Below are 18,936 nucleotides of genomic sequence, written 5' to 3' on the forward strand. Positions count from 1 at the left end.
ATGGCGAGGGAACATGGAGGATGGAGGGAAAGAGAATGAGTAAGAGAAGGAAAAACAGGCGCAGCTGAACGCCGCGCCAGGGACATCAGAAGCTGGCGTTAACCCCAACATACGGGCCGTCAGCAATCGCATTGTCACGGTTGCCATCTTTACCCGCCAGGTTCAGGTAGCGATAACCGGCTTCGATACTCAATGGGCGAATAATGGTCAGACGCGCGCCCGCATTGGCTTCTTCGTAGCTATCAATACCGCTGGAAAGCGAATCCGGAGAGTAGTAGTACTCGCCAAACAGACGGAAGCTGTCGCCAATCGGCCACTGCAAGCCACCACCAACCGCCGCCGCATAGCCTTCATCGCCGTCGTTTGGGTTGGTATAAACGCCTTTCCCACCAACGGTGGCCAGCAGAGGACCAATCGGGATATTCAGGCCAAGACCGACGCCGGCAACATCACCATCATCGTCGTTATGCATCCAGTTGCCGCTGGCTGCCAGCCCGGAGGACTCGGTACCGAAACCGAAGCCAAGGTTGGTGTAATCTTCACCGGCCTGGCCGCTGATGCTTATCGCGTTCGCCGACGCAGAAACAAACAGCATTCCAGCAAGGCCCAATAAAATACTTTTTTTCATTTTCTATCCTTTCCAGCAAGAAACTAAACATAGCCCCAAAACCGCTGGATTGTACTGCCTGATGGCGAGGAATCAATGAGCTAAAAAGGCGATGCAATAACATATTGTAACTAAATACTAACCAACAAGGTTTTAGCACATCACGCCGGCACTGATAATAATCACTTTCACCCTCGCCCTGGCTCCCGTATTCTTTATCTCTCACCTCTCAATTTAAGGAATATCGTCGTGCGTCAAAGGACTATTGTTTGCCCATTAATTCAAAATGAAGGGTGTTATCTGTTGTGTAAAATGGCCGACGACCGCGGCGTGTTCCCCGGTCAATGGGCGCTTTCAGGTGGCGGCGTTGAGCCAGGCGAGCGTATCGAAGAGGCCCTGCGTCGCGAAGTACGCGAAGAGCTGGGCGAGCAGCTGGTGCTCACAGAGATTACCCCGTGGACCTTTAGCGATGATATCCGCACCAAAACCTATGCTGATGGTCGCCTGGAAGAGATCTACATGATTTATCTGATCTTCGATTGTGTTTCAGCCAATCGTGAGGTGAAGATTAACGAAGAGTTTCAGGACTTCGCCTGGGTTAAACCACAGGACCTCACCCATTACGACTTAAACGTCGCCACCCGAAAAACGTTAAAACTGAAAGGATTGCTGTCGTCTTCGCCGCAATAAAATGGGCTATATAAGTACCGACATTGCTTAATTTTTTAATAAAATGGAGTAATGTCGGCAGCTCGCGACAAAAAACAAAAATAGTTAACTTTCAAATAGATAAATGCAAAATTCAAAACACCCCACATTATTCCTCAACCTTAAGCTCTTAAGGATAAATTAACCTTCAATCATTAATCTTTGCAGCCTGATGAAATAATTAACGACACCTCTATTTATCCTAATAAATATGCGATGGCGTTTAATGGCTTGAAGGAATAATGATGTCTGACTTTTTGCCTTTCTCTCGCCCGGCCTTCGGTACTGAAGAGCTTGCCGCCGTCAAAACCGTTCTGGACTCAGGGTGGATAACCACCGGCCCTAAAAATCAGCAGTTGGAAGAGGCATTCTGTCGGCTGACAGGAAACCAACATGCCGTTGCCGTCTGCTCTGCTACAGCAGGTATGCACATCACGCTGATGGCGCTGGACGTAGGCGCAGGTGATGAGGTGATCACCCCGTCGATGACGTGGGTTTCCACGATCAATATGATTGTCCTGTTGGGTGCGACGCCGGTGATGATTGATGTCGACCGCGATACGCTGATGGTCACTCCCGAACAAATCGAAGCGGCCATCACCCCACGAACCAAAGCGATTATTCCGGTGCATTACGCCGGCGCTCCTGCCGATCTTGATGCGATTTACGCCATCGGCGAACGTTATGGCATCCCGGTCATCGAAGACGCCGCACATGCGGTGGGAACGTTATACAAGAGCCGTCATGTTGGCGCCCGCGGTACGGCGATTTTCTCCTTTCACGCCATCAAAAATGTTACCTGCGCGGAAGGTGGACTGATCGTGACCGACGACAGTGCGCTCGCGCAACGTCTGCGTAGTCTGAAATTCCACGGTCTGGGCGTGGATGCCTATGACCGGCAAACCTTTGGTCGGGCACCGCAGGCGGAAGTTCTGGCCCCAGGATACAAGTACAACCTGACCGATATCAATGCTGCCATCGCCCTGGTGCAACTGGATAAACTGGGTCGAATAAATGCACGTCGCGCTGAAATTGCGCACCAGTATCAGCACGCGCTGGCAGATACGCCTTTTCAGCCGTTGAGCTTGCCGCAGTGGTCGCACGTTCACGCCTGGCATCTGTTTATTATTCGTGTTGACGAGGCACGCTGCGGCCTGAGCCGGGACGCCTTAATGGAAGCACTGAAGGCTGAAGGTATCGGTACCGGTCTGCATTTTCGCGCGGCGCACACGCAAAAGTATTATCGCGAACGCTTCCCCACCCTGTCACTCCCCAACACAGAATGGAATAGCGCCCGCATCTGTTCACTGCCTTTATTTCCCGACATGACCGCCGACGATACCCAGCGCGTCATCACGGCACTGCGCCGGATAGCAGGACAATGACCATGTTTGAAGCCACACCGATTAAAAAAGTCTCGGTAGTCATTCCCGTTTTTAACGAACAGGAAAGCCTGCCGGAGTTAATCAGACGTACCTGTGCCGCCTGCGAAAAACTGGGGAAAGACTATGAAATCCTGCTGATCGATGACGGCAGCAGCGACAATTCCGCACAGTTGATGATGGATGCCTCACAGGCCCACAACAGCCATATTGTCTCTATTCTGCTGAATCGCAATTACGGGCAGCACTCGGCGATTATGGCCGGTTTCAGCCACGTCACCGGTGATTTGGTCATCACGCTGGATGCAGACTTGCAGAACCCACCAGAGGAGATCCCTCGTCTTGTCGCCACCGCAGACCAGGGCTTCGACGTGGTCGGAACGGTGCGCCAAAACAGGCAAGACAGCATCTTTCGTAAGACGGCCTCGAGGATGATCAACCATTTGATTCAACGTACCACCGGTAAAGCGATGGGGGATTATGGCTGCATGCTACGCGCCTATCGCCGTCATATCGTTGATGCCATGCTGCATTGCCAGGAGCGCAGCACCTTCATTCCCATTCTGGCCAACATCTTTGCCCGTCGCGCGACGGAAATCCCGGTGCACCATGCAGAGCGTGAATTTGGCGACTCTAAGTACAGCTTTATGCGTTTGATTAACCTGATGTATGACCTGGTGACCTGCCTGACCACCACACCGCTGCGCATGCTGAGCCTGCTGGGTAGCGTGATTGCCGCCACGGGTTTCACCCTGTCCGTTCTGCTGGTCGTTCTTCGCCTGACGCTGGGTCCGCAGTGGGCAGCTGAGGGGGTCTTTATGCTGTTTGCCGTGCTGTTTACGTTTATCGGCGCACAGTTCATTGGTATGGGTTTACTCGGCGAATATATCGGTCGCATCTATAACGATGTCCGCGCCCGCCCCCGCTACTTTGTTCAACACGTTATTCGTCCACACACCACGCAGTCAACCGAGGAAAACCACGCATGAAAGCCGTCGTATTTGCTTATCACGATATGGGATGTCAGGGAATTCAAGCTTTGCTGGATGCGGGTTATGACATCGCTGCTATTTTCACACACACCGATAATCCCGGTGAAAATGCGTTTTTTGGCTCCGTTTCCCGGCTTGCGGCCAGCGCAGGGATCCCGGTCTATGCCCCGGACAACGTCAATCATCCGTTGTGGGTTGAGCGCATCAGCCAGCTCGCCCCTGAGGTCATTTTTTCGTTCTACTATCGCCATTTACTCAGCGATGAGATTCTTCGCCTCGCACCTGTGGGCGCATTCAACCTGCACGGCTCGCTGCTGCCGAAATATCGCGGTCGCGCCCCGCTGAACTGGGTGCTGGTCAATGGCGAAAAGGAAACGGGCGTCACGCTGCATCGTATGGTCAAACGCGCAGATGCCGGGGAGATTGTCGCCCAACAGCGTGTGGCTATTTCACCCGATGACGTGGCATTAACGTTGCATCATAAACTGTGCCAGACGGCCCGCCAAATGCTGGAACAAACGCTGCCTGCTATCAAAACGGCTGACTTTCAGCAGCGCCACCAGCAGGAAGCCGATGCAACCTATTTTGGTCGCCGCACGCCGGACGACAGCGTCCTTGACTGGAACAAACCGGCCGGGCAGTTACATAACAGGGTACGTGCGGTCTCCGCTCCCTGGCCAGGCGCGTTTAGCTATGCAGGAACACAAAAATTTACCGTCTGGTCATCACGCCCGTGCGCAAACAACACCGGCTTACAGCCGGGTACCGTGCTCTCTGCGTCCCCGCTACAAATAGCCTGCGCCGAAGGCGCGCTTGAAATTATTACCGGACAAGCGGGCGATGGCATTGCCATGCAAGGTTCACAGCTGGCGCAGGTTCTGGGTCTGGTGGTGGGGTCTCGCCTGAACGGCCAGCCAGTTTCTGCCAGCAAACGTCGTACCCGTGTTCTGATCCTCGGTGTTAACGGTTTTATCGGTAACCACCTGACCGAACGCCTGCTGCAAGAAGAAAACTACGAGGTTTATGGGCTGGATATTGGCAGCGATGCGATTGGACGTTTTTTGTCACACCCCCGCTTCCATTTTGTCGAAGGCGATATCAGTATTCATTCTGAATGGATTGAATACCATGTGAAAAAATGCGACGTCGTGCTGCCGCTGGTGGCGATTGCCACGCCGATTGAATACACCCGCAACCCGCTGCGCGTCTTTGAACTCGATTTTGAAGAAAACCTGAAAATCATTCGCTACTGCGTGAAATACCAGAAACGCATTATTTTCCCGTCAACGTCCGAAGTGTACGGCATGTGTAGCGATAAGGTCTTTGATGAAGACAGCTCAAACCTTACCGTCGGCCCGGTCAATAAGCCGCGTTGGATCTATTCCGTTTCTAAGCAGCTTCTGGATCGCGTTATTTGGGCGTACGGCGAAAAAGAAGGATTGCGCTTCACGCTGTTCCGTCCATTTAACTGGATGGGACCACGTCTCGACAGCCTGAACGCTGCCCGTATCGGTAGCTCACGCGCCATTACTCAGTTGATCCTCAATCTGGTGGAAGGTTCGCCGATTAAGCTGATTGAAGGCGGTAAGCAGAAGCGTTGCTTTACTGATATTCGCGACGGTATCGAGGCGCTGTTCCGCATCATAGAAAACGCCGGTGGACGCTGTGATGGAGAGATTATCAACATCGGTAACCCGGATAACGAAGCCAGCATTCAGGAACTGGCAGAAATGCTGCTGAGCTGCTTTGAAAAACATCCACTGCGTCAGCACTTTCCGCCGTTCGCCGGCTTCCGTGACGTTGAAAGCAGCAGCTACTATGGCAAAGGTTATCAGGACGTTGAACACCGTAAACCGAGTATTGTTAATGCCCGACGCTGCCTGAACTGGGAACCGACCATCGACATGCGGGAAACGGTAGAAGAGACGCTCGATTTCTTCTTACGCAGCGTGGATATCACGGAACACACATCATGACCAAAGTGGGCTTGCGCATTGATGTCGATACCTTCAGGGGGACGCGCGAAGGCGTGCCCCGCCTGCTGGAGACATTAAACCGACATAACGTTCGGGCAAGTTTTTTCTTTAGCGTTGGACCTGACAACATGGGACGCCATCTCTGGCGTCTGGTGAAACCGCAATTTTTGTGGAAGATGCTGCGCTCAAACGCAGTCTCTCTCTACGGGTGGGATATTTTACTGGCCGGGACCGCGTGGCCAGGAAAAGAAATAGGCCACGCGAATGCCTCCATTATTGCGCAAGCCGCCCGGGTTCACGAAACCGGCCTGCATGCCTGGGATCACCATGCCTGGCAGGCGCGAAGTGGCACCTGGAATGACAAACAACTGATTGATGATATTTCTCAAGGTATTACCGTGCTTGAGGCCATCACCGGACAGTCTGTCACCTGCTCAGCCGCGGCCGGATGGCGTGCTGACGAACGCGTCGTCCACGCCAAAGAAGCCTTTAACCTACGCTACAACAGCGATTGTCGGGGCTCTTCACTATTTCGCCCGCTGCTTGCGACGGGGAAAGCCGGCACGCCGCAGATTCCCGTCACCTTACCGACATGGGATGAAGTGATTGGCCGGGAAGTGCAGGCTGTCGACTTCAATGCCTGGATCCTCTCCCACATGCTGATGAACACAGCAACGCCGGTGTACACCATTCATGCGGAAGTTGAAGGGATCGCCTGCCATCACGATTTTGATGACTTGCTGACTCGAGCCGCTGATGCGGGCATTACGTTTTGCCCGCTTGGTGAGCTCCTGCCAGACCATATCACTACGCTGCCAACAGGCCAGGTCGTTCGCGGCAAAATACCCGGCAGAGAGGGATGGCTCGGCTGTCAGTACCCGGTGAGTGTGTCACGATGAAATCTCTACGTTATACCGTGGCGTTTATCGCCTTTATTGCGCTGTATTATATTGTTCCCATCAATAGCCGCCTGCTGTGGCAGCCTGACGAAACGCGCTACGCGGAAATTAGCCGGGAAATGCTCAACTCGGGCGACTGGGTAGTCCCACACTTTCTCGGGTTACGCTATTTTGAAAAACCGATTGCCGGATACTGGTTAAACAGCATCGGGCAATGGTTATTTGGTGCAAACAATTTTGGCGTCAGGGCGGGCGCTATTTTTGCCACCCTACTCACCGCGTTACTGGTGGCCTGGCTTGCCATGCGACTCTGGCAGGATAAACGCACCGCCGTACTCTCCTCAGTAATTTTCTTAACGTTTTTTTCCGTTTACAGCATCGGCACCTACGCGGTACTCGACCCGATCATCGCCCTGTGGCTGATGGCGGGCATGTGCTGTTTTTGGCAAGGCATGCAGGCCACCACTAAAACCGGCAAAATCATCGCCTTTTTGCTGTTGGGGCTGGCCTGCGGCATGGGGGTGATGACCAAAGGTTTTCTCGCACTGGCGGTCCCGGTTCTCAGCGTGCTGCCGTGGGTATTAGTACAAAAACGATGGAAAGATCTCTTTCTCTACGGTCTGCTGGCGGTGGTCGGTTGCATTGCCATTGTGTTGCCGTGGGGAATCACCATTGCACAACGCGAACCTGACTTCTGGCATTACTTTTTCTGGGTCGAACATATTCAGCGTTTCGCACTGGCGGATGCCCAGCATAAAGCTCCGTTCTGGTACTACCTGCCCGTCCTTATCGCAGGCTGTTTGCCCTGGCTTGGTCTTCTGCCTGGCGCACTGCAAACGGGGTGGCGTGAGCGGGATACTCCGCGTAGCGCACTCTATCTGCTCGGCTGGATTGTCATGCCGATTGTGTTTTTCAGCATCGCTAAAGGAAAACTCCCCACCTATATTCTTTCCTGCTTCGCGCCGCTGGCTCTCCTCATCGCGCGTTTCGGTGTGCAGGCGGCCAAGGAAGGATCCGTTGCCCTGCGCGTCAATGGCGGGATCAACATCCTGTTTGGGGTGATCGGCATTGTCGCCACCTTTGTGGTGTCTACACTGGGGCCGCTGCCGTCTCCTGTGTGGACGCATATCGAAACTTATAAGGTTTTTTATTCGTGGGGCATCTTTCTCATCTGGACTTTTTTTGGCTGGTATACGCTGACCAATAGCCAAAAAACCTGGAAATATGCCGCATTCTGCCCATTGGGGCTGGTGCTGTTGTTTGGATACGCGATACCCGACAGGGTCATGGAAGCGAAACAACCGCAGTTTTTTGTTGAGATGACCAAAGAGGTGTTACAACCGAGTCGCTACGTGCTTGCGGACAACGTTGGCGTCGCCGCAGGTCTGGCCTGGAGCCTGAAACGCGATGACATCATCCTGTACGGGCAAATGGGCGAGCTAAAATATGGCCTGAATTATCCCGATGCCCGGGGTCGCTTTGTCAGTCAGACTGGCTTTCCCGACTGGTTAGCCCAACATCGCCAGGAAGGTATTATTACGCTGGTGCTGTCGATTTCGAAGGATCAGGATATAACTCAACTTGCCATTCCCCCCGCGGATTACGTTGATAATCAGGGGCGTCTGGTCTTGATTCAGTACCGGCCCCAATGATCTGGCTGGCGTTAGTCCTCGCCAGTCTGCTCAGCGTAGGCGGGCAACTGTGCCAGAAGCAGGCCACCCGCCCGCTAGCCATCCGCGCGCGCAAACGCCACATTGCGTGGTGGATGAGTCTGGCTCTGGCAAGCCTCGGTCTGGCGATGCTGTTATGGCTGGCAGTGTTGCAGAATATTCCGGTTGGCCTGGCCTATCCGATGCTGAGCCTTAACTTTGTCTGGGTCACGCTGGCAGCCTGGAAAATCTGGCGAGAGCCCGTCACAAAGCGCCATTGGCTGGGCGTGGGGCTGATTATCACCGGTATTTTTATTCTCGGGAGCGCGGTGTAATGGGGATATTCTGGGGGCTGTGCAGCGTCATGATTACTTCGCTGGCTCAGTTGAGTCTCGGCTACGCGATGGACAATCTGCCGCCGATACTGCATCCGTTGCGATTTATGGAAGCGATATTTTCCGCAAGCGTCGGGACGTTAACGCTGTACGCGGGACTGGCGGGGTATTTACTGTCGGTTATCTGCTGGCACCAGGCCCTGCACAGACTGGCACTGAGCAAGGCCTACGCCCTGCTCAGCCTCAGCTACGTACTGGTGTGGCTCGCCTCAATGTTCTTACCTGGCTGGCAGGGTTCATTTTCATGGCGCGCGCTCATCGGCGTGCTGTGCATTATGGCAGGGCTTATGACGATTTTTCTCGGACCCAGTCCAGCAATGCGCGGCGAGAAACCTTAATACCGCCACTTTTCAGCTCTGGTGGTAATTCCAGCCAGCGTACCGGTTGTTGAAAACGGGCCAGTTTATCTTTCACCCATTCAGCAAGATTGGCGTCATCCGCACGGGTATCGTATTCAACGACCGCCACCGGACGATGGCCAAACTCATGGTCTTCCAGCGGAACAACAAAGGCTTGCAGCACGTGCGGATGGGCGGCGATCACGCGTTCCACCTCTTCCGGCTGAATACCTTCCCCGCCGCTAAAGAACAGGTTGTCCATGCGACCGACAATCGTGAGCTTACCGTCGTTTAACACCCCGCGATCGCGGGTAGCAAACCAGCCTTCGCCATTAACCAGCGGAATAAGCTGCCCGTTGCGCCAGTAACCTGACGCCATGCTGGCAGCGCGCAGCCAGACTTCATCATCCACGATCCTGACCTCTCTGCCCGGCAAGGCAGAGCCGACATCGCCCAGGCCATCAGCTTCTTTCGCGCAAACCGTGGAAGCAAACTCCGTCAGCCCGTAACCGCACCAGCAGCGAATCCCCTGCTCACGCGCCTGCTCGGTCAGCTCAACCGGAATGGCCGCGCCCCCCAGCAGTACTGCTTTCAACGTGATCGGTGCGTTGTTTACCAGCAATCGCCAAAGCTGCGTCGGTACCAGCGAGGCATGAGTGCAGCCCGCCAGCATCTGTTCCAGCGGTTGCTTGTCACGCACGGTCATGCGCGCACCGGCCAATAACCAGCGCCACAAAATACCCTGACCGGAAACATGAAACAGCGGTAGCGAGAGCAGCCAGTCATCCTCTGTGCCAAACGGCATTAATGACAGCACCCCCTGCGCACTCGCCAAATGTGCCTGACAGGTATGCACCGCTGCCTTAGGCAACCCGGTTGAACCGGATGTGAGTGTCATTGAACTCAATCGCAGAGGCATCCAGTCGGCTGCATGCTCGCCAGACAGTTGCTGGATCTGCAGCGTCATCAGCCCCGAAAAGGGGTCATTGCTTTGCAGATCCAGCGCAAAACGCAGCGTTAAATCAGGGATCAACGCATCCAGCAGAGACTTCGGCAGCTGCGGGTTCACCGGTAACACCCGCGCCCCGCACTGCAACAATGCCAGCCAGGCAAGCGCAGACGAAGGGTGATTCCAGGCGCGCAGCAGCACGCCGTCGCCCTCTTTCACCCCCTGAGCGGCAAACCCCGTGGCCAGCGCGTCGACGCGCGTACAGAGCTCGCGCCAGTTCAGCACCTCATCATTGAGGCGTAACGCTGGCGCCTCTGCCCGAACCTGCCGCCAGTGACGCCACGGCCAGTCGGTAAACGCCGTCACCAGACCCGATATGCTTGTGACATCGGGCATGTCCTGCACGGTCATAGCAGTCGTTCCAGCGCATCCACGTTAATACATGGCAGCACACTGCCAGGCCAGCTGCGAACCTGCTGGCACTGCATCAGGCTCAGCGTGTCCAGACCCGGTATGGTCTGCGGCGTCAGCCAGGCGGCAATCCGCGCCAGTTGGGTTAACCCCAGGCTCGACTCAATAGACGAACTGATTACCGCAGTGAGTCCGAGCGCATGCGCGGCTGCAACCTGCTCGCGAACCTTATCCAGACTACCGGTGAGCGTAGGCTTGATGATCACCGCACTCACGCCTTCTTCCGCCATAAAGGTAAAGTCGGCTTCACGCAGGCTTTCATCCCAGGCAATGGCAATCCCGGTTTCCCGCGCAAAGGCGCGAGAATCATCACGGGTTTTGCACGGCTCTTCGAGGAAGGCAATGCGCCCGCGATAATCCGGATTGACGTACTTCGCAAACTGCTGCGCCTTCAGTGGCGTCCAGGCACGGTTAGCATCAAGACGTAAATGCAGATCGGGGATCGCCTCCAGCAGCAGGTTGGCCACCATGCCGTCACGTACAGCTTCATACAGGCCAACTTTGATCTTCGCGACTTTTTCACCCGGCATGTCCGCCAGTTGCAGCACCAGATCGTCAGGGTCGCCGGTACACAATGGCGCGGCGCGATAATTCGCCGCCTCCGGCAATGTCCCGTCAAGCTCGGCGAGTGCGCAGCTAGCACCAAAGGCCACCGAAGGCAGCTGTGGTAAAGAGGTTTCCCCCTGCAGCCAGCCGTTTACCCAGGCCAACAGAGCCGTTTGCGCCTCTTCCCAGGTTTCCTGGCTGAAGCCCGGCAAGGGGGAGATCTCTCCCCACCCTTCACGCTCGCCGTCACGAAGACACACGTACAGCCCATCACGCGTTTTTAACCGCCTGTCACGCAAAATCACCCCCGCGTCCATGGGGATCTGCCAGCGGTATACCTGCGCGCTACGCATTACGGATTCCGTTTGAATTTGCTGAAGTCAGGCTGACGTTTCTGGTTGAACGCATTACGGCCTTCCTGACCTTCTTCCGTCATGTAGAACAGCATGGTGGCGTTACCGGCCAGCTCCTGCAGCCCCGCCTGACCATCGCAGTCGGCGTTCAGCGCTGCTTTCAGGCAGCGCAGCGCCATTGGGCTGTTTTGCAGCATTTCACGACACCAGCGCACGGTCTCTTTTTCCAGATCCGCCAGCGGAACCACGGTGTTGACCAGGCCCATATCCAGTGCCTGTTTCGCATCGTATTGACGACACAGGAACCAGATTTCACGCGCTTTCTTCTGACCGACGATACGGGCCATATAAGACGCACCCCAACCGCCGTCAAAGGAACCCACTTTCGGGCCTGTCTGACCAAAGATGGCGTTTTCAGCCGCGATGGTCAGGTCACACATCATGTGCAGCACATGGCCACCACCGATGGAATAACCCGCAACCATCGCCACAACCGGCTTCGGACAGGTACGGATCTGGCGCTGGAAGTCCAGCACGTTCAGGTGATGTACGCCGGAGTCATCCTGGTATCCGCCGTAGTCGCCGCGTACTTTCTGATCGCCGCCCGCGCAGAACGCTTTGTCGCCTGCGCCGGTCAGGATAATCACGCCGATATTGTCGTCATAGCGCGCATCAGACATCGCCTGAATCATCTCTTTGACGGTAACAGGACGGAAAGCATTGCGTACCTGCGGACGATTGATGGTGATTTTTGCGATACCGTCGGTGGATTTTTCATAGCGAATGTCGGTATAGCCTTCAGAGCAATCGAGCCATTCTACCGGTGCGTAAAGCATTGTTTCATCAGGATAGATCATAAAATGTCCTTTAGTCAGCGACGCAGAATCTGAGCCAGACAGTCTACTACGCCCGCGGGATTGTCCCGATGCGCGTTGTGTCCGGCGTGAGGAATCACATGGTTCGGTACTGACATTTCCGTCGCCAGAGCGCGGAATTTATCGTCACGTTCACCACATAAATAATAAAACGGAAATGTGCGCGTGGTGAGCGGCGCACGTAAATCGGGTTGACCCGCCAGCGAGGTGGCCTCCAGCATAGCGGCAAGCGTAATGCCATTGTTCTGGCTACGCAGCTCAACCAGCACCTGCCGTTGCGCAGGGCTTAGCGAGGCAAAAACCGGTTGTTGGTACCAGTCGTTAAAAACATCACGTAGCGGCTCGTGGCGAAAACGTGCGGCCCAGCGACCGTCGGACAGGCGACGCTGCGCGCGCTCGTCTTCACTTTGCAGCCCCGGATGCCCGCCTTCGACCACCAGGCCGCAAAGCCCTGACATCCCCTGGCAAGCCGCCATCATCGCCACTCGGCCGCCAAGAGAATATCCCACTAGCCAGTAGTTAAGTATGTTGTAACTAAATAAAGTATTACGCAGCAGTTCGCTGACGTCATCAAATCCGCTGACGTGAATATCTGCAGAACCGCCGTGTCCGGGCAAATCAATATACAGCCGTGAACAGTCCGCAAACTGCTCCCCGACCGGCTGCCATTCCCGGCAATCGCCGGAGAAGCCGTGCAGGAAAACCAGCCAGGGGGCATCCGCCTGGTCCTTGTTCGCCTGCGCGTGCAGGATCATAGATGACTCACCTGCGCCAGCAGCTGCTGCAGGGTTTGCGCCCCGTCAGTCTCATTGACCACCAGCTCAATCACCGTGGCGGCCGGAGTACGCCAGGCTCCTGCCAGCGCGCTCTCCAGCTGTTCCCAGTTTTCCGGGCGGTGATATTTGAGGTTAAACATCGCCGCCGCATGATCAAAATGGACGTTCTGCGGCATCAGATAGAACCGTTCACGCTCACTTTGCGGCGTCGGCAGCAGGGAGAAAATCTGCCCGCCGTTATTGTTCACCACAATCAGGACAAACGGTGCGGAGACCTGGCGCAATAAGGCCAGCGCATTCAAATCATACAGCGCCGATAAGTCGCCAACGATGGCCAGCGTCGATTTCGCGCTGGCTCGCTGTACGCCTGCCGCGGTTGACAGTAGACCGTCGATACCGCTGGCCCCGCGATTGCTGTACACCGGATACCCTGCCGGAAGCTGAGACAGTGCGTCAATCAGACGTACCACCAGACTATTGCCGACAAACAGCTGGCCCTGTTCAGGCAGATACTCGCGAATGCGGTGCGCCAGCTGCGCTTCACCAAACGCCTCGCGACGCGCTGCCACCGTCTGCCACGCCTGTTCCGCGAGGCGTGGAACATCGACGCACCAGGGCTGGCGTTTCTCTGCCGGATGCAGATCCAGCCAGTCGCTAACCTTCGCGACTAACCTGCGCCCACGATGATGAGCGGGATCCAGCCGTCCTTCGATATTGTCGACAATCCAGTATTCTTGCGGGTTACAGGTAGCCTGCCATTGCAACAGACGTTTTCCGGTCAGGCTGCTGCCCAACTGCACCACAATCTGTGCCTGCTGTAATTCGGTCACCGCTTTCGCATTGCCCAACCACAGGTCGGCACACGGCAGCGGCTGTCCGGTTTGCGACAGCACATCGCCAATCAGCGGCCAGCCTAACGTCTGCGCCCACAGCGCGACTTTCTTACCCTCTTCCGCCGTCATACGCCCGGCAATCACCACGCCGCGCTTTTGCCGCCAGAAGAACCAGTCGCGCTGTTTGTCACTTTCCAGCCGACGCGCTTCGCGCAGCCAGGGTTTATCATCCTGCCACCAGTCACCCAGCCGCTGCTGCCACTCAATGCCTGTGTCGTCCATCTCGCCATACAGCGGCTCCGCAAACGGGCAGTTAATGTGTACCGCACCGCTGTGCAGTGAAGCCATGGCATTATCGAGGGTGGAAACCAGCCAACTGGCGGGAATGTCCTGCGTCGGGCGCGGTAAAGAGAGCGTTTGCGATGGATGAGAAGCAAACATTTCCGGCTGACGAATCGCCTGATTCGCCCCGCAGTCGATAAGCTCAGGCGGTCTGTCCGCCGTGAGTAAAATCAGTTTTTCACCGGTAAGACCGGCTTCGATAAGCGCCGGATACAAATTCGCTACCGCCGTACCGGAGGTCACAATCACCGCCACTGGCTGCCGGCTGACCTTGGCCAGACCTAAGGCCAGATGCCCCAACCCGCGCTCGTCAAAGTGGGTATGGTGGATAAAGGCAGAATTCTCCGCTGCGGCCAGCGTCAATGGCGTCGAACGAGAGCCAGGCGCAATGCAAACATGCCTGACGCCGTGGCGAGTGAGTGCTTCCAGTATGACCGCCGCCCAGCGTCGGTTAAATGCGCTTACTGACATAAGATTGTCCGGTATCAATATTGCGACACAGTATAAAGAATCGAATAAATGGATTTTTGATATGAGTCGATAATGTGTGACTCATTAGGCTTCCATCTGTAATAAAGTACGTAAACCCGCCGCTTTATTGTCTATTTCCTGCCATTCTTGTTCGGGATCGGAGCCGCGTACAATCCCGGCCCCAGCGTACAGACGCACCACATTGCCGCTAATTTTCGCCGAACGTAGCGACACGCAAAACTCACTTTGCCGCAGGGAGAGATATCCGGCAGAGCCGGCATACCATTCCCGTGCAAAAGGTTCATTATGCTGGATGAATGCGCGCGCCCGTTCACGCGGAATGCCCGCCACTGCCGCGGTCGGCTGGAGCTGCATCAGGCAAAGCGTATCGTCCGGTTGATTCAGCGCAGTCCAGATACAGCGGCGCAGATGCTGCACTTTGCGCAGTCTGAGCACCTGCGGTGGCAGCACGTCGAGGGTTTGCGTACAGTTTTGCAGTCGCTGACAAATATCTTCTACCACCAGCATATTCTCACGCTGGTTTTTATCGTCCTTCATCAGCCACTCGCCGAGCTGCCAGGCCCGGTGGTCGTCAGGATGATTAGCGACGGTTCCAGCCAGCGCTTCGGTACGCAGCGCCGTGTCACGCCGCCGATACAAACGTTCAGGAGACGATCCCAAAAAAGCGCACTCGGCGGAAAACGCCATAAAGAAATGGTAGCAGTTAAGGTTTAAGCGACGACTGGAGGCCATCACCGACGCGGCGTTCACCGGCTGTGAGAACTGTAAATCGGTTGCCCGCGCCAGCACCACTTTGTCGAGCGCTTCCCCGGCAATGGTTTGGGTCGCCAGTTCAATCAGGCGCGTCCAGCCCGCTTTATCCGGCCAGTGCTGCTCAGCGGTTAAATTCAGGCGCAGTGCGGGAAGCGGCTTCACGTTGGCAAGCGTTGAAAGGAATGCGCGCGCGTGCACGGCATCGTCTTGCAGCGACACGTCGCTATACAGGTGTAACCGTAAGGTTGCCACGCCTGCGCAACGCCGCCATTCCAGGCGAGGTAGCAGTAAACTGCCGCGCTGGGGTTCAAACGCATTCAGGCCCCAGATGCGCAGTTCAGGATGGTCTCCATGCTGGTGTAAAAACTGCTGAGCGACGGCCAGAGAGGAAAACGTTGCCACGGCACCCAGCACGGCGGCTTCTTCATCACCGTTACGCTGTTGCCAGTAAAACTGCGGCCAGACGGGTTGACTGGCCAGCCAGCCCAAAGCGTCGAAAGCATCATTCAGAGGGAAAGGGATGTCGTAAATACGAATGCCAGGTGCTGCCGGTATCTCTTGCGTCAAAAGGCGCATCAGATTTTCCAGCGCAGTAGTAATTGAATGCACGCAGACCTCTCCCTGTTAAAAACCTCTCATTATACGGGGTACTGACGAGAAAAAGCAGTACCCCCGTTTAGGGAGTACTGACAAATGCGATGAAGGTGTCGAATTTATCGCCGTGCTAACAATAAACCCATCACTAAACCGACCGTTGCACCCACGCCGATCCCGCGCCACGGTTTATCATGCACATAGTCATCTGCCCGGCAAACGGCCTTTTTCGCGCGATAATAATAGCTGTCCGAAGCGTGGCTGACGCGATTTCTCACCTCTTCTAACGCCTGTTCGGCTTTCGCTTTTAACTCCAGGTACTTCTGGTCGGCAGGATCACCCGACGAGCGCAGCACTTCTTCCAGCGTTTCGCTGAGTAATTCCAGGTCATCATCAATACGTGATTCATAAGAATGAAAAGACATTATTTTCTCCCTTTCTATTTACGTACCCGCTAACTATAGACGACCTGAGCTGTTTACGCTTGATGTCCCTCACGCGCCATGCCGATGTGCGGAATGCCATCTTCATCATAGATATCCGTCACTGGAACGAAACCAAAGCGCGCGTAGAAAGGTTGCAGATGCGCTTGCGCGCCCAGATACAACGCCTTGTGCGGCCAGTGCTGAGCACAGGATGCCAGCGTCTGCGTCATCAACTGCTGCCCCAGTTTTTCCCCGCGTAACGCAGCGCTGACAATCACCCGACCGATAACCACCGGTTCGAGATCGTCGTCGCTTTTCAGAATCCTCGCATACGCCACCAGCCGATCATTATGCCATCCCAGAAGGTGTCGGTTTTCACCCGTCAGGTCATCGCCGTCCACATCCTGATACGGACACTGTTGCTCAACAACAAACACCGCACAGCGCAACTGAAGAATGGCATACAGTTGCTGGACGGTCAGTTCTGTATGGTGGAGATCTTGCCAGTGAATCATTGTCTGCCCCTTGGTTGTGATAACCTGAACACCCTGCCTTATTGATGGCGAAAAGTGTAATAATAAGATGGAATTAATTTTTTTAGGCACGTCTGCGGGAGTCCCCACGCGCTCCCGCAATGTAACGGCAATATTACTCAATCTGCAACACCCTACGCAGGCGGGATTGTGGCTTTTCGATTGCGGCGAAGGAACGCAGCACCAGATGCTGACCACGCCATTCAATCCGGGAAAACTCGATCGTATTTTTATCAGCCATTTGCACGGCGATCACCTTTTTGGCCTGCCGGGACTGCTGTGCAGCCGCTCGATGGCCGGAAACGTCCAGCCGTTGACGCTGTACGGGCCAAAAGGGTTACGTGAATTTACCGAGACTGCATTACGCCTGAGCGGCTCCTGGACCGATTATCCGCTGGAGATTGTGGAAATTACCGCCGGAGAAATTCTCGACGACGGTTTGCGTAAAGTGACGGCTTTCGCGCTGGCGCATCCGCTCGAATGCTACGGTTTTCGCGTTGAGGAACATGACAAACCCGGTGCGCTTGACGCCAGCGCGCTGAAGGCAGCCGGCGTTAAGCCAGGACCGTGGTTCCAGGATCTCAAAGCCGGTAAAACCGTCGTGCTGGAAGATGGTCGTTCCCTTAACGGTGCTGATTTTCTCGCCCCGGCGATTCCGGGCAAATCCGTGGCGATATTTGGCGATACCGCGCCGTGCGCCTCCGCCCTCGAACTGGCAAAAGGGGTGGATGTGATGGTACATGAGACCACGCTGGACGCCTCGATGGAAGAAAAGGCCAACAGTCGGGGACACAGCTCCACCCGCCAGGCTGCGATGCTGGCACGGGAGGCAGGTGTGGGCCGATTGATTATGACTCACGTCAGCTCGCGTTATGATGAAAAAGGCTGCCAACGTTTGCTCGAAGAGTGCCGGGCGCTGTTTGCGGACAGCGAACTGGCGCACGATTTCGCCGTTTTCACAGTTTAACGCTCTATTTTTCCGCCTCAGTGCCGATAACAGTGAAAAGGCTGGCGTTCACACTGAGGACAGGATGAATAATATTCAGAAAGACATTGATGACAGGACAAACCTAACCCTGTCTAACCGCTTTGAACTGCTGCTGTTTCGCCTCGGCACATCGCTGGATGAGCAGAAATCAGAGCTGTTTGGCATCAACGTATTTAAGCTGCGCGAAATTGTCCCCATGCCCGCATTTACGCGTCCGGCGGGCATGAAAGCCCCGTTGCTGGGCATGGTGAACATTCGCGATCAGGTGATCCCGGTGATCGACCTGCCCGCCGTTGCCGGATGCAAGCCTGAGACCGGACTGAACATCCTGCTGATCACCGAATACGCCCGTAGCGTGCAGGCGTTTGCGGTAGAGTCAGTGGAAAATATTATGCGCCTGGACTGGCAGCAGGTGCATACCGCCGAGAAAGCCGTCAACGGTCGCTATATCACCAGCATCGCCTGTCTGGATGACAACAAAGAAACCAACAACCTGGCGCTGGTACTCGACGTCGAACAGATCCTGTATGACATTGTGCCGTCAAACCACGATCTGCGCGCCACCCACCTGGAGACCAGTAAATTCAATATCACCCCAGGTGCTGTGGCGATTGTGGCAGAAGATTCTAAGGTCGCCCGTGCGATGCTGGAAAAAGGGCTTAACGCCATGAACATTCCGCACCAGATGCATGTCACCGGCAAAGACGCGTGGGAAAAAATTCAGCAGCTGTCCCTGGAAGCGCAGGCGGAAGGCAAGCCCATCAGTGAGAAAATTGCGCTGGTGCTTACCGATCTGGAAATGCCGGAGATGGACGGTTTTACGCTGACCCGCAAGATTAAGACCGATGAGCGTCTGAAGAAGATCCCGGTCGTCATCCACTCGTCCCTTTCCGGCAGCGCCAATGAAGATCACGTGCGCAGAGTGAAAGCCGATGGCTACGTGGCGAAATTCGAGATCAACGAGCTGTCTTCCGTAATCCAGGAAGTGATGGAACGCGCGGCGAAAGACATTAATGGGCCACTGGTGAGCCGCCAGATTTCAGCCTGACTGAACTCAGCA

The 18,936-nt window shown here is 55.4% G+C and carries 19 protein-coding genes; 10 read left to right on the forward strand and 9 right to left on the reverse strand.

All coding sequences use genetic code 11. From position 1 onward, the window contains the following. Positions 1–85: 85 nt before the first annotated feature. Positions 86–628 carry a YfaZ family protein gene (locus tag FDW98_RS12145; protein WP_096756397.1) on the reverse strand — a complete coding sequence of 181 codons (543 nt, stop codon included), beginning with the start codon at positions 626–628 and terminating at the stop codon, positions 86–88. Positions 629–856: 228 nt separating this feature from the next. On the opposite strand from FDW98_RS12145, the gene nudI reads away from it, so the two are divergent. The 8 genes from nudI to arnF all read left to right on the forward strand — a co-directional run bounded on the left by nudI (position 857) and on the right by arnF (position 8,946). After that, positions 857–1,297, forward strand: a complete 441-nt coding sequence (gene nudI, locus FDW98_RS12150; RefSeq protein WP_096756396.1) for a nucleoside triphosphatase NudI — start codon at positions 857–859, stop codon at positions 1,295–1,297. A 263-nt stretch (positions 1,298–1,560) separates the two neighbouring features. Then, on the forward strand, positions 1,561–2,700 hold the full coding sequence (gene arnB, locus FDW98_RS12155; protein WP_096756395.1) for a UDP-4-amino-4-deoxy-L-arabinose aminotransferase: 1,140 nt from the start codon (positions 1,561–1,563) through the stop codon (positions 2,698–2,700). 2 nt (positions 2,701–2,702) lie between these two features. Beyond that, the gene (gene arnC / locus FDW98_RS12160; RefSeq protein WP_096756394.1) at positions 2,703–3,686 is read left to right on the forward strand and encodes an undecaprenyl-phosphate 4-deoxy-4-formamido-L-arabinose transferase; all 984 of its coding nucleotides are present in this window, start codon (positions 2,703–2,705) and stop codon (positions 3,684–3,686) included. Then, the gene (gene arnA / locus FDW98_RS12165; protein ID WP_096756393.1) at positions 3,683–5,665 is read left to right on the forward strand and encodes a bifunctional UDP-4-amino-4-deoxy-L-arabinose formyltransferase/UDP-glucuronic acid oxidase ArnA; all 1,983 of its coding nucleotides are present in this window, start codon (positions 3,683–3,685) and stop codon (positions 5,663–5,665) included. Before arnC ends, arnA begins: the two co-directional genes overlap by 4 nt. Continuing rightward, positions 5,662–6,564, forward strand: a complete 903-nt coding sequence (gene arnD / locus FDW98_RS12170) for a 4-deoxy-4-formamido-L-arabinose-phosphoundecaprenol deformylase (RefSeq protein ID WP_096756392.1) — start codon at positions 5,662–5,664, stop codon at positions 6,562–6,564. Before arnA ends, arnD begins: the two co-directional genes overlap by 4 nt. Then, on the forward strand, positions 6,561–8,216 hold the full coding sequence (gene arnT / locus FDW98_RS12175; RefSeq protein ID WP_096756391.1) for a lipid IV(A) 4-amino-4-deoxy-L-arabinosyltransferase: 1,656 nt from the start codon (positions 6,561–6,563) through the stop codon (positions 8,214–8,216). Before arnD ends, arnT begins: the two co-directional genes overlap by 4 nt. Further along, entirely contained in the window at positions 8,213–8,548 is a 336-nt protein-coding gene (arnE, locus tag FDW98_RS12180; RefSeq protein WP_096756390.1) for a 4-amino-4-deoxy-L-arabinose-phosphoundecaprenol flippase subunit ArnE, read from the forward strand. Before arnT ends, arnE begins: the two co-directional genes overlap by 4 nt. Further along, on the forward strand, positions 8,548–8,946 hold the full coding sequence (arnF, locus tag FDW98_RS12185; protein ID WP_096756389.1) for a 4-amino-4-deoxy-L-arabinose-phosphoundecaprenol flippase subunit ArnF: 399 nt from the start codon (positions 8,548–8,550) through the stop codon (positions 8,944–8,946). Before arnE ends, arnF begins: the two co-directional genes overlap by 1 nt. Here arnF and menE read toward each other — a convergent pair. From menE to FDW98_RS12225, 8 genes are all read right to left on the reverse strand, one after another. Next, entirely contained in the window at positions 8,894–10,306 is a 1,413-nt protein-coding gene (gene menE / locus FDW98_RS12190; protein WP_096756388.1) for an o-succinylbenzoate--CoA ligase, read from the reverse strand. The two genes, arnF and menE, sit on opposite strands and share 53 nt — an antisense overlap. Then, the gene (gene menC, locus FDW98_RS12195; RefSeq protein ID WP_096756387.1) at positions 10,303–11,265 is read right to left on the reverse strand and encodes an o-succinylbenzoate synthase; all 963 of its coding nucleotides are present in this window, start codon (positions 11,263–11,265) and stop codon (positions 10,303–10,305) included. The genes menE and menC overlap by 4 nt, the downstream gene beginning before the upstream one ends. Continuing rightward, positions 11,265–12,122, reverse strand: coding sequence for a 1,4-dihydroxy-2-naphthoyl-CoA synthase (gene menB / locus FDW98_RS12200; protein ID WP_096756386.1), 858 nt, complete (start codon positions 12,120–12,122; stop codon positions 11,265–11,267). Before menB ends, menC begins: the two co-directional genes overlap by 1 nt. Before the next feature lie 14 nt (positions 12,123–12,136). Then, entirely contained in the window at positions 12,137–12,895 is a 759-nt protein-coding gene (gene menH, locus FDW98_RS12205; RefSeq protein WP_096756385.1) for a 2-succinyl-6-hydroxy-2,4-cyclohexadiene-1-carboxylate synthase, read from the reverse strand. Then, on the reverse strand, positions 12,892–14,562 hold the full coding sequence (menD, locus tag FDW98_RS12210; RefSeq protein WP_096756384.1) for a 2-succinyl-5-enolpyruvyl-6-hydroxy-3-cyclohexene-1-carboxylic-acid synthase: 1,671 nt from the start codon (positions 14,560–14,562) through the stop codon (positions 12,892–12,894). Before menD ends, menH begins: the two co-directional genes overlap by 4 nt. 84 nt (positions 14,563–14,646) lie before the next feature. After that, the gene (menF, locus tag FDW98_RS12215; protein WP_096756383.1) at positions 14,647–15,945 is read right to left on the reverse strand and encodes an isochorismate synthase MenF; all 1,299 of its coding nucleotides are present in this window, start codon (positions 15,943–15,945) and stop codon (positions 14,647–14,649) included. A 104-nt stretch (positions 15,946–16,049) separates the two neighbouring features. Further along, positions 16,050–16,355 (reverse strand): stress response protein ElaB, encoded by a 306-nt coding sequence (gene elaB / locus FDW98_RS12220; protein WP_096756382.1) that lies wholly within the window; start codon positions 16,353–16,355, stop codon positions 16,050–16,052. Between the two features lie 53 nt (positions 16,356–16,408). Next, a complete protein-coding gene (locus FDW98_RS12225; RefSeq protein ID WP_096756381.1) occupies positions 16,409–16,870 on the reverse strand; it encodes a GNAT family N-acetyltransferase in 462 nt (153 codons plus the stop codon). Positions 16,871–16,937: 67 nt separating this feature from the next. On the opposite strand from FDW98_RS12225, the gene rbn reads away from it, so the two are divergent. Further along, a complete protein-coding gene (rbn, locus tag FDW98_RS12230; RefSeq protein ID WP_096756380.1) occupies positions 16,938–17,855 on the forward strand; it encodes a ribonuclease BN in 918 nt (305 codons plus the stop codon). 64 nt (positions 17,856–17,919) lie between these two features. After that, entirely contained in the window at positions 17,920–18,924 is a 1,005-nt protein-coding gene (locus FDW98_RS12235; protein ID WP_096756379.1) for a chemotaxis protein, read from the forward strand. Positions 18,925–18,936: the final 12 nt, after the last annotated feature.

Origin of the sequence: Citrobacter sp. wls711 (assembly GCF_005281055.1) — a bacterium.
Lineage (GTDB): Bacteria > Pseudomonadota > Gammaproteobacteria > Enterobacterales > Enterobacteriaceae > Citrobacter > Citrobacter gillenii.

Excerpts from the sequence above, each read along its gene's own strand:
- FDW98_RS12145 (WP_096756397.1), bottom strand. The coding sequence starts at position 628 with ATGAAAAAAAGTATTTTATTGGGCCTTGCTGGAATGCTGTTTGTTTCT.
- arnB (WP_096756395.1), top strand. The coding sequence starts at position 1,561 with ATGTCTGACTTTTTGCCTTTCTCTCGCCCGGCCTTCGGTACTGAAGAG.
- arnC (WP_096756394.1), top strand. The coding sequence starts at position 2,703 with ATGTTTGAAGCCACACCGATTAAAAAAGTCTCGGTAGTCATTCCCGTT.
- arnA (WP_096756393.1), top strand. The coding sequence starts at position 3,683 with ATGAAAGCCGTCGTATTTGCTTATCACGATATGGGATGTCAGGGAATT.
- arnD (WP_096756392.1), top strand. The coding sequence starts at position 5,662 with ATGACCAAAGTGGGCTTGCGCATTGATGTCGATACCTTCAGGGGGACG.
- arnT (WP_096756391.1), top strand. The coding sequence starts at position 6,561 with ATGAAATCTCTACGTTATACCGTGGCGTTTATCGCCTTTATTGCGCTG.
- arnE (WP_096756390.1), top strand. The coding sequence starts at position 8,213 with ATGATCTGGCTGGCGTTAGTCCTCGCCAGTCTGCTCAGCGTAGGCGGG.
- arnF (WP_096756389.1), top strand. The coding sequence starts at position 8,548 with ATGGGGATATTCTGGGGGCTGTGCAGCGTCATGATTACTTCGCTGGCT.
- menE (WP_096756388.1), bottom strand. The coding sequence starts at position 10,306 with ATGACCGTGCAGGACATGCCCGATGTCACAAGCATATCGGGTCTGGTG.
- menC (WP_096756387.1), bottom strand. The coding sequence starts at position 11,265 with ATGCGTAGCGCGCAGGTATACCGCTGGCAGATCCCCATGGACGCGGGG.
- menB (WP_096756386.1), bottom strand. The coding sequence starts at position 12,122 with ATGATCTATCCTGATGAAACAATGCTTTACGCACCGGTAGAATGGCTC.
- menH (WP_096756385.1), bottom strand. The coding sequence starts at position 12,895 with ATGATCCTGCACGCGCAGGCGAACAAGGACCAGGCGGATGCCCCCTGG.
- menD (WP_096756384.1), bottom strand. The coding sequence starts at position 14,562 with ATGTCAGTAAGCGCATTTAACCGACGCTGGGCGGCGGTCATACTGGAA.
- elaB (WP_096756382.1), bottom strand. The coding sequence starts at position 16,355 with ATGTCTTTTCATTCTTATGAATCACGTATTGATGATGACCTGGAATTA.
- FDW98_RS12225 (WP_096756381.1), bottom strand. The coding sequence starts at position 16,870 with ATGATTCACTGGCAAGATCTCCACCATACAGAACTGACCGTCCAGCAA.
- rbn (WP_096756380.1), top strand. The coding sequence starts at position 16,938 with ATGGAATTAATTTTTTTAGGCACGTCTGCGGGAGTCCCCACGCGCTCC.
- FDW98_RS12235 (WP_096756379.1), top strand. The coding sequence starts at position 17,920 with ATGAATAATATTCAGAAAGACATTGATGACAGGACAAACCTAACCCTG.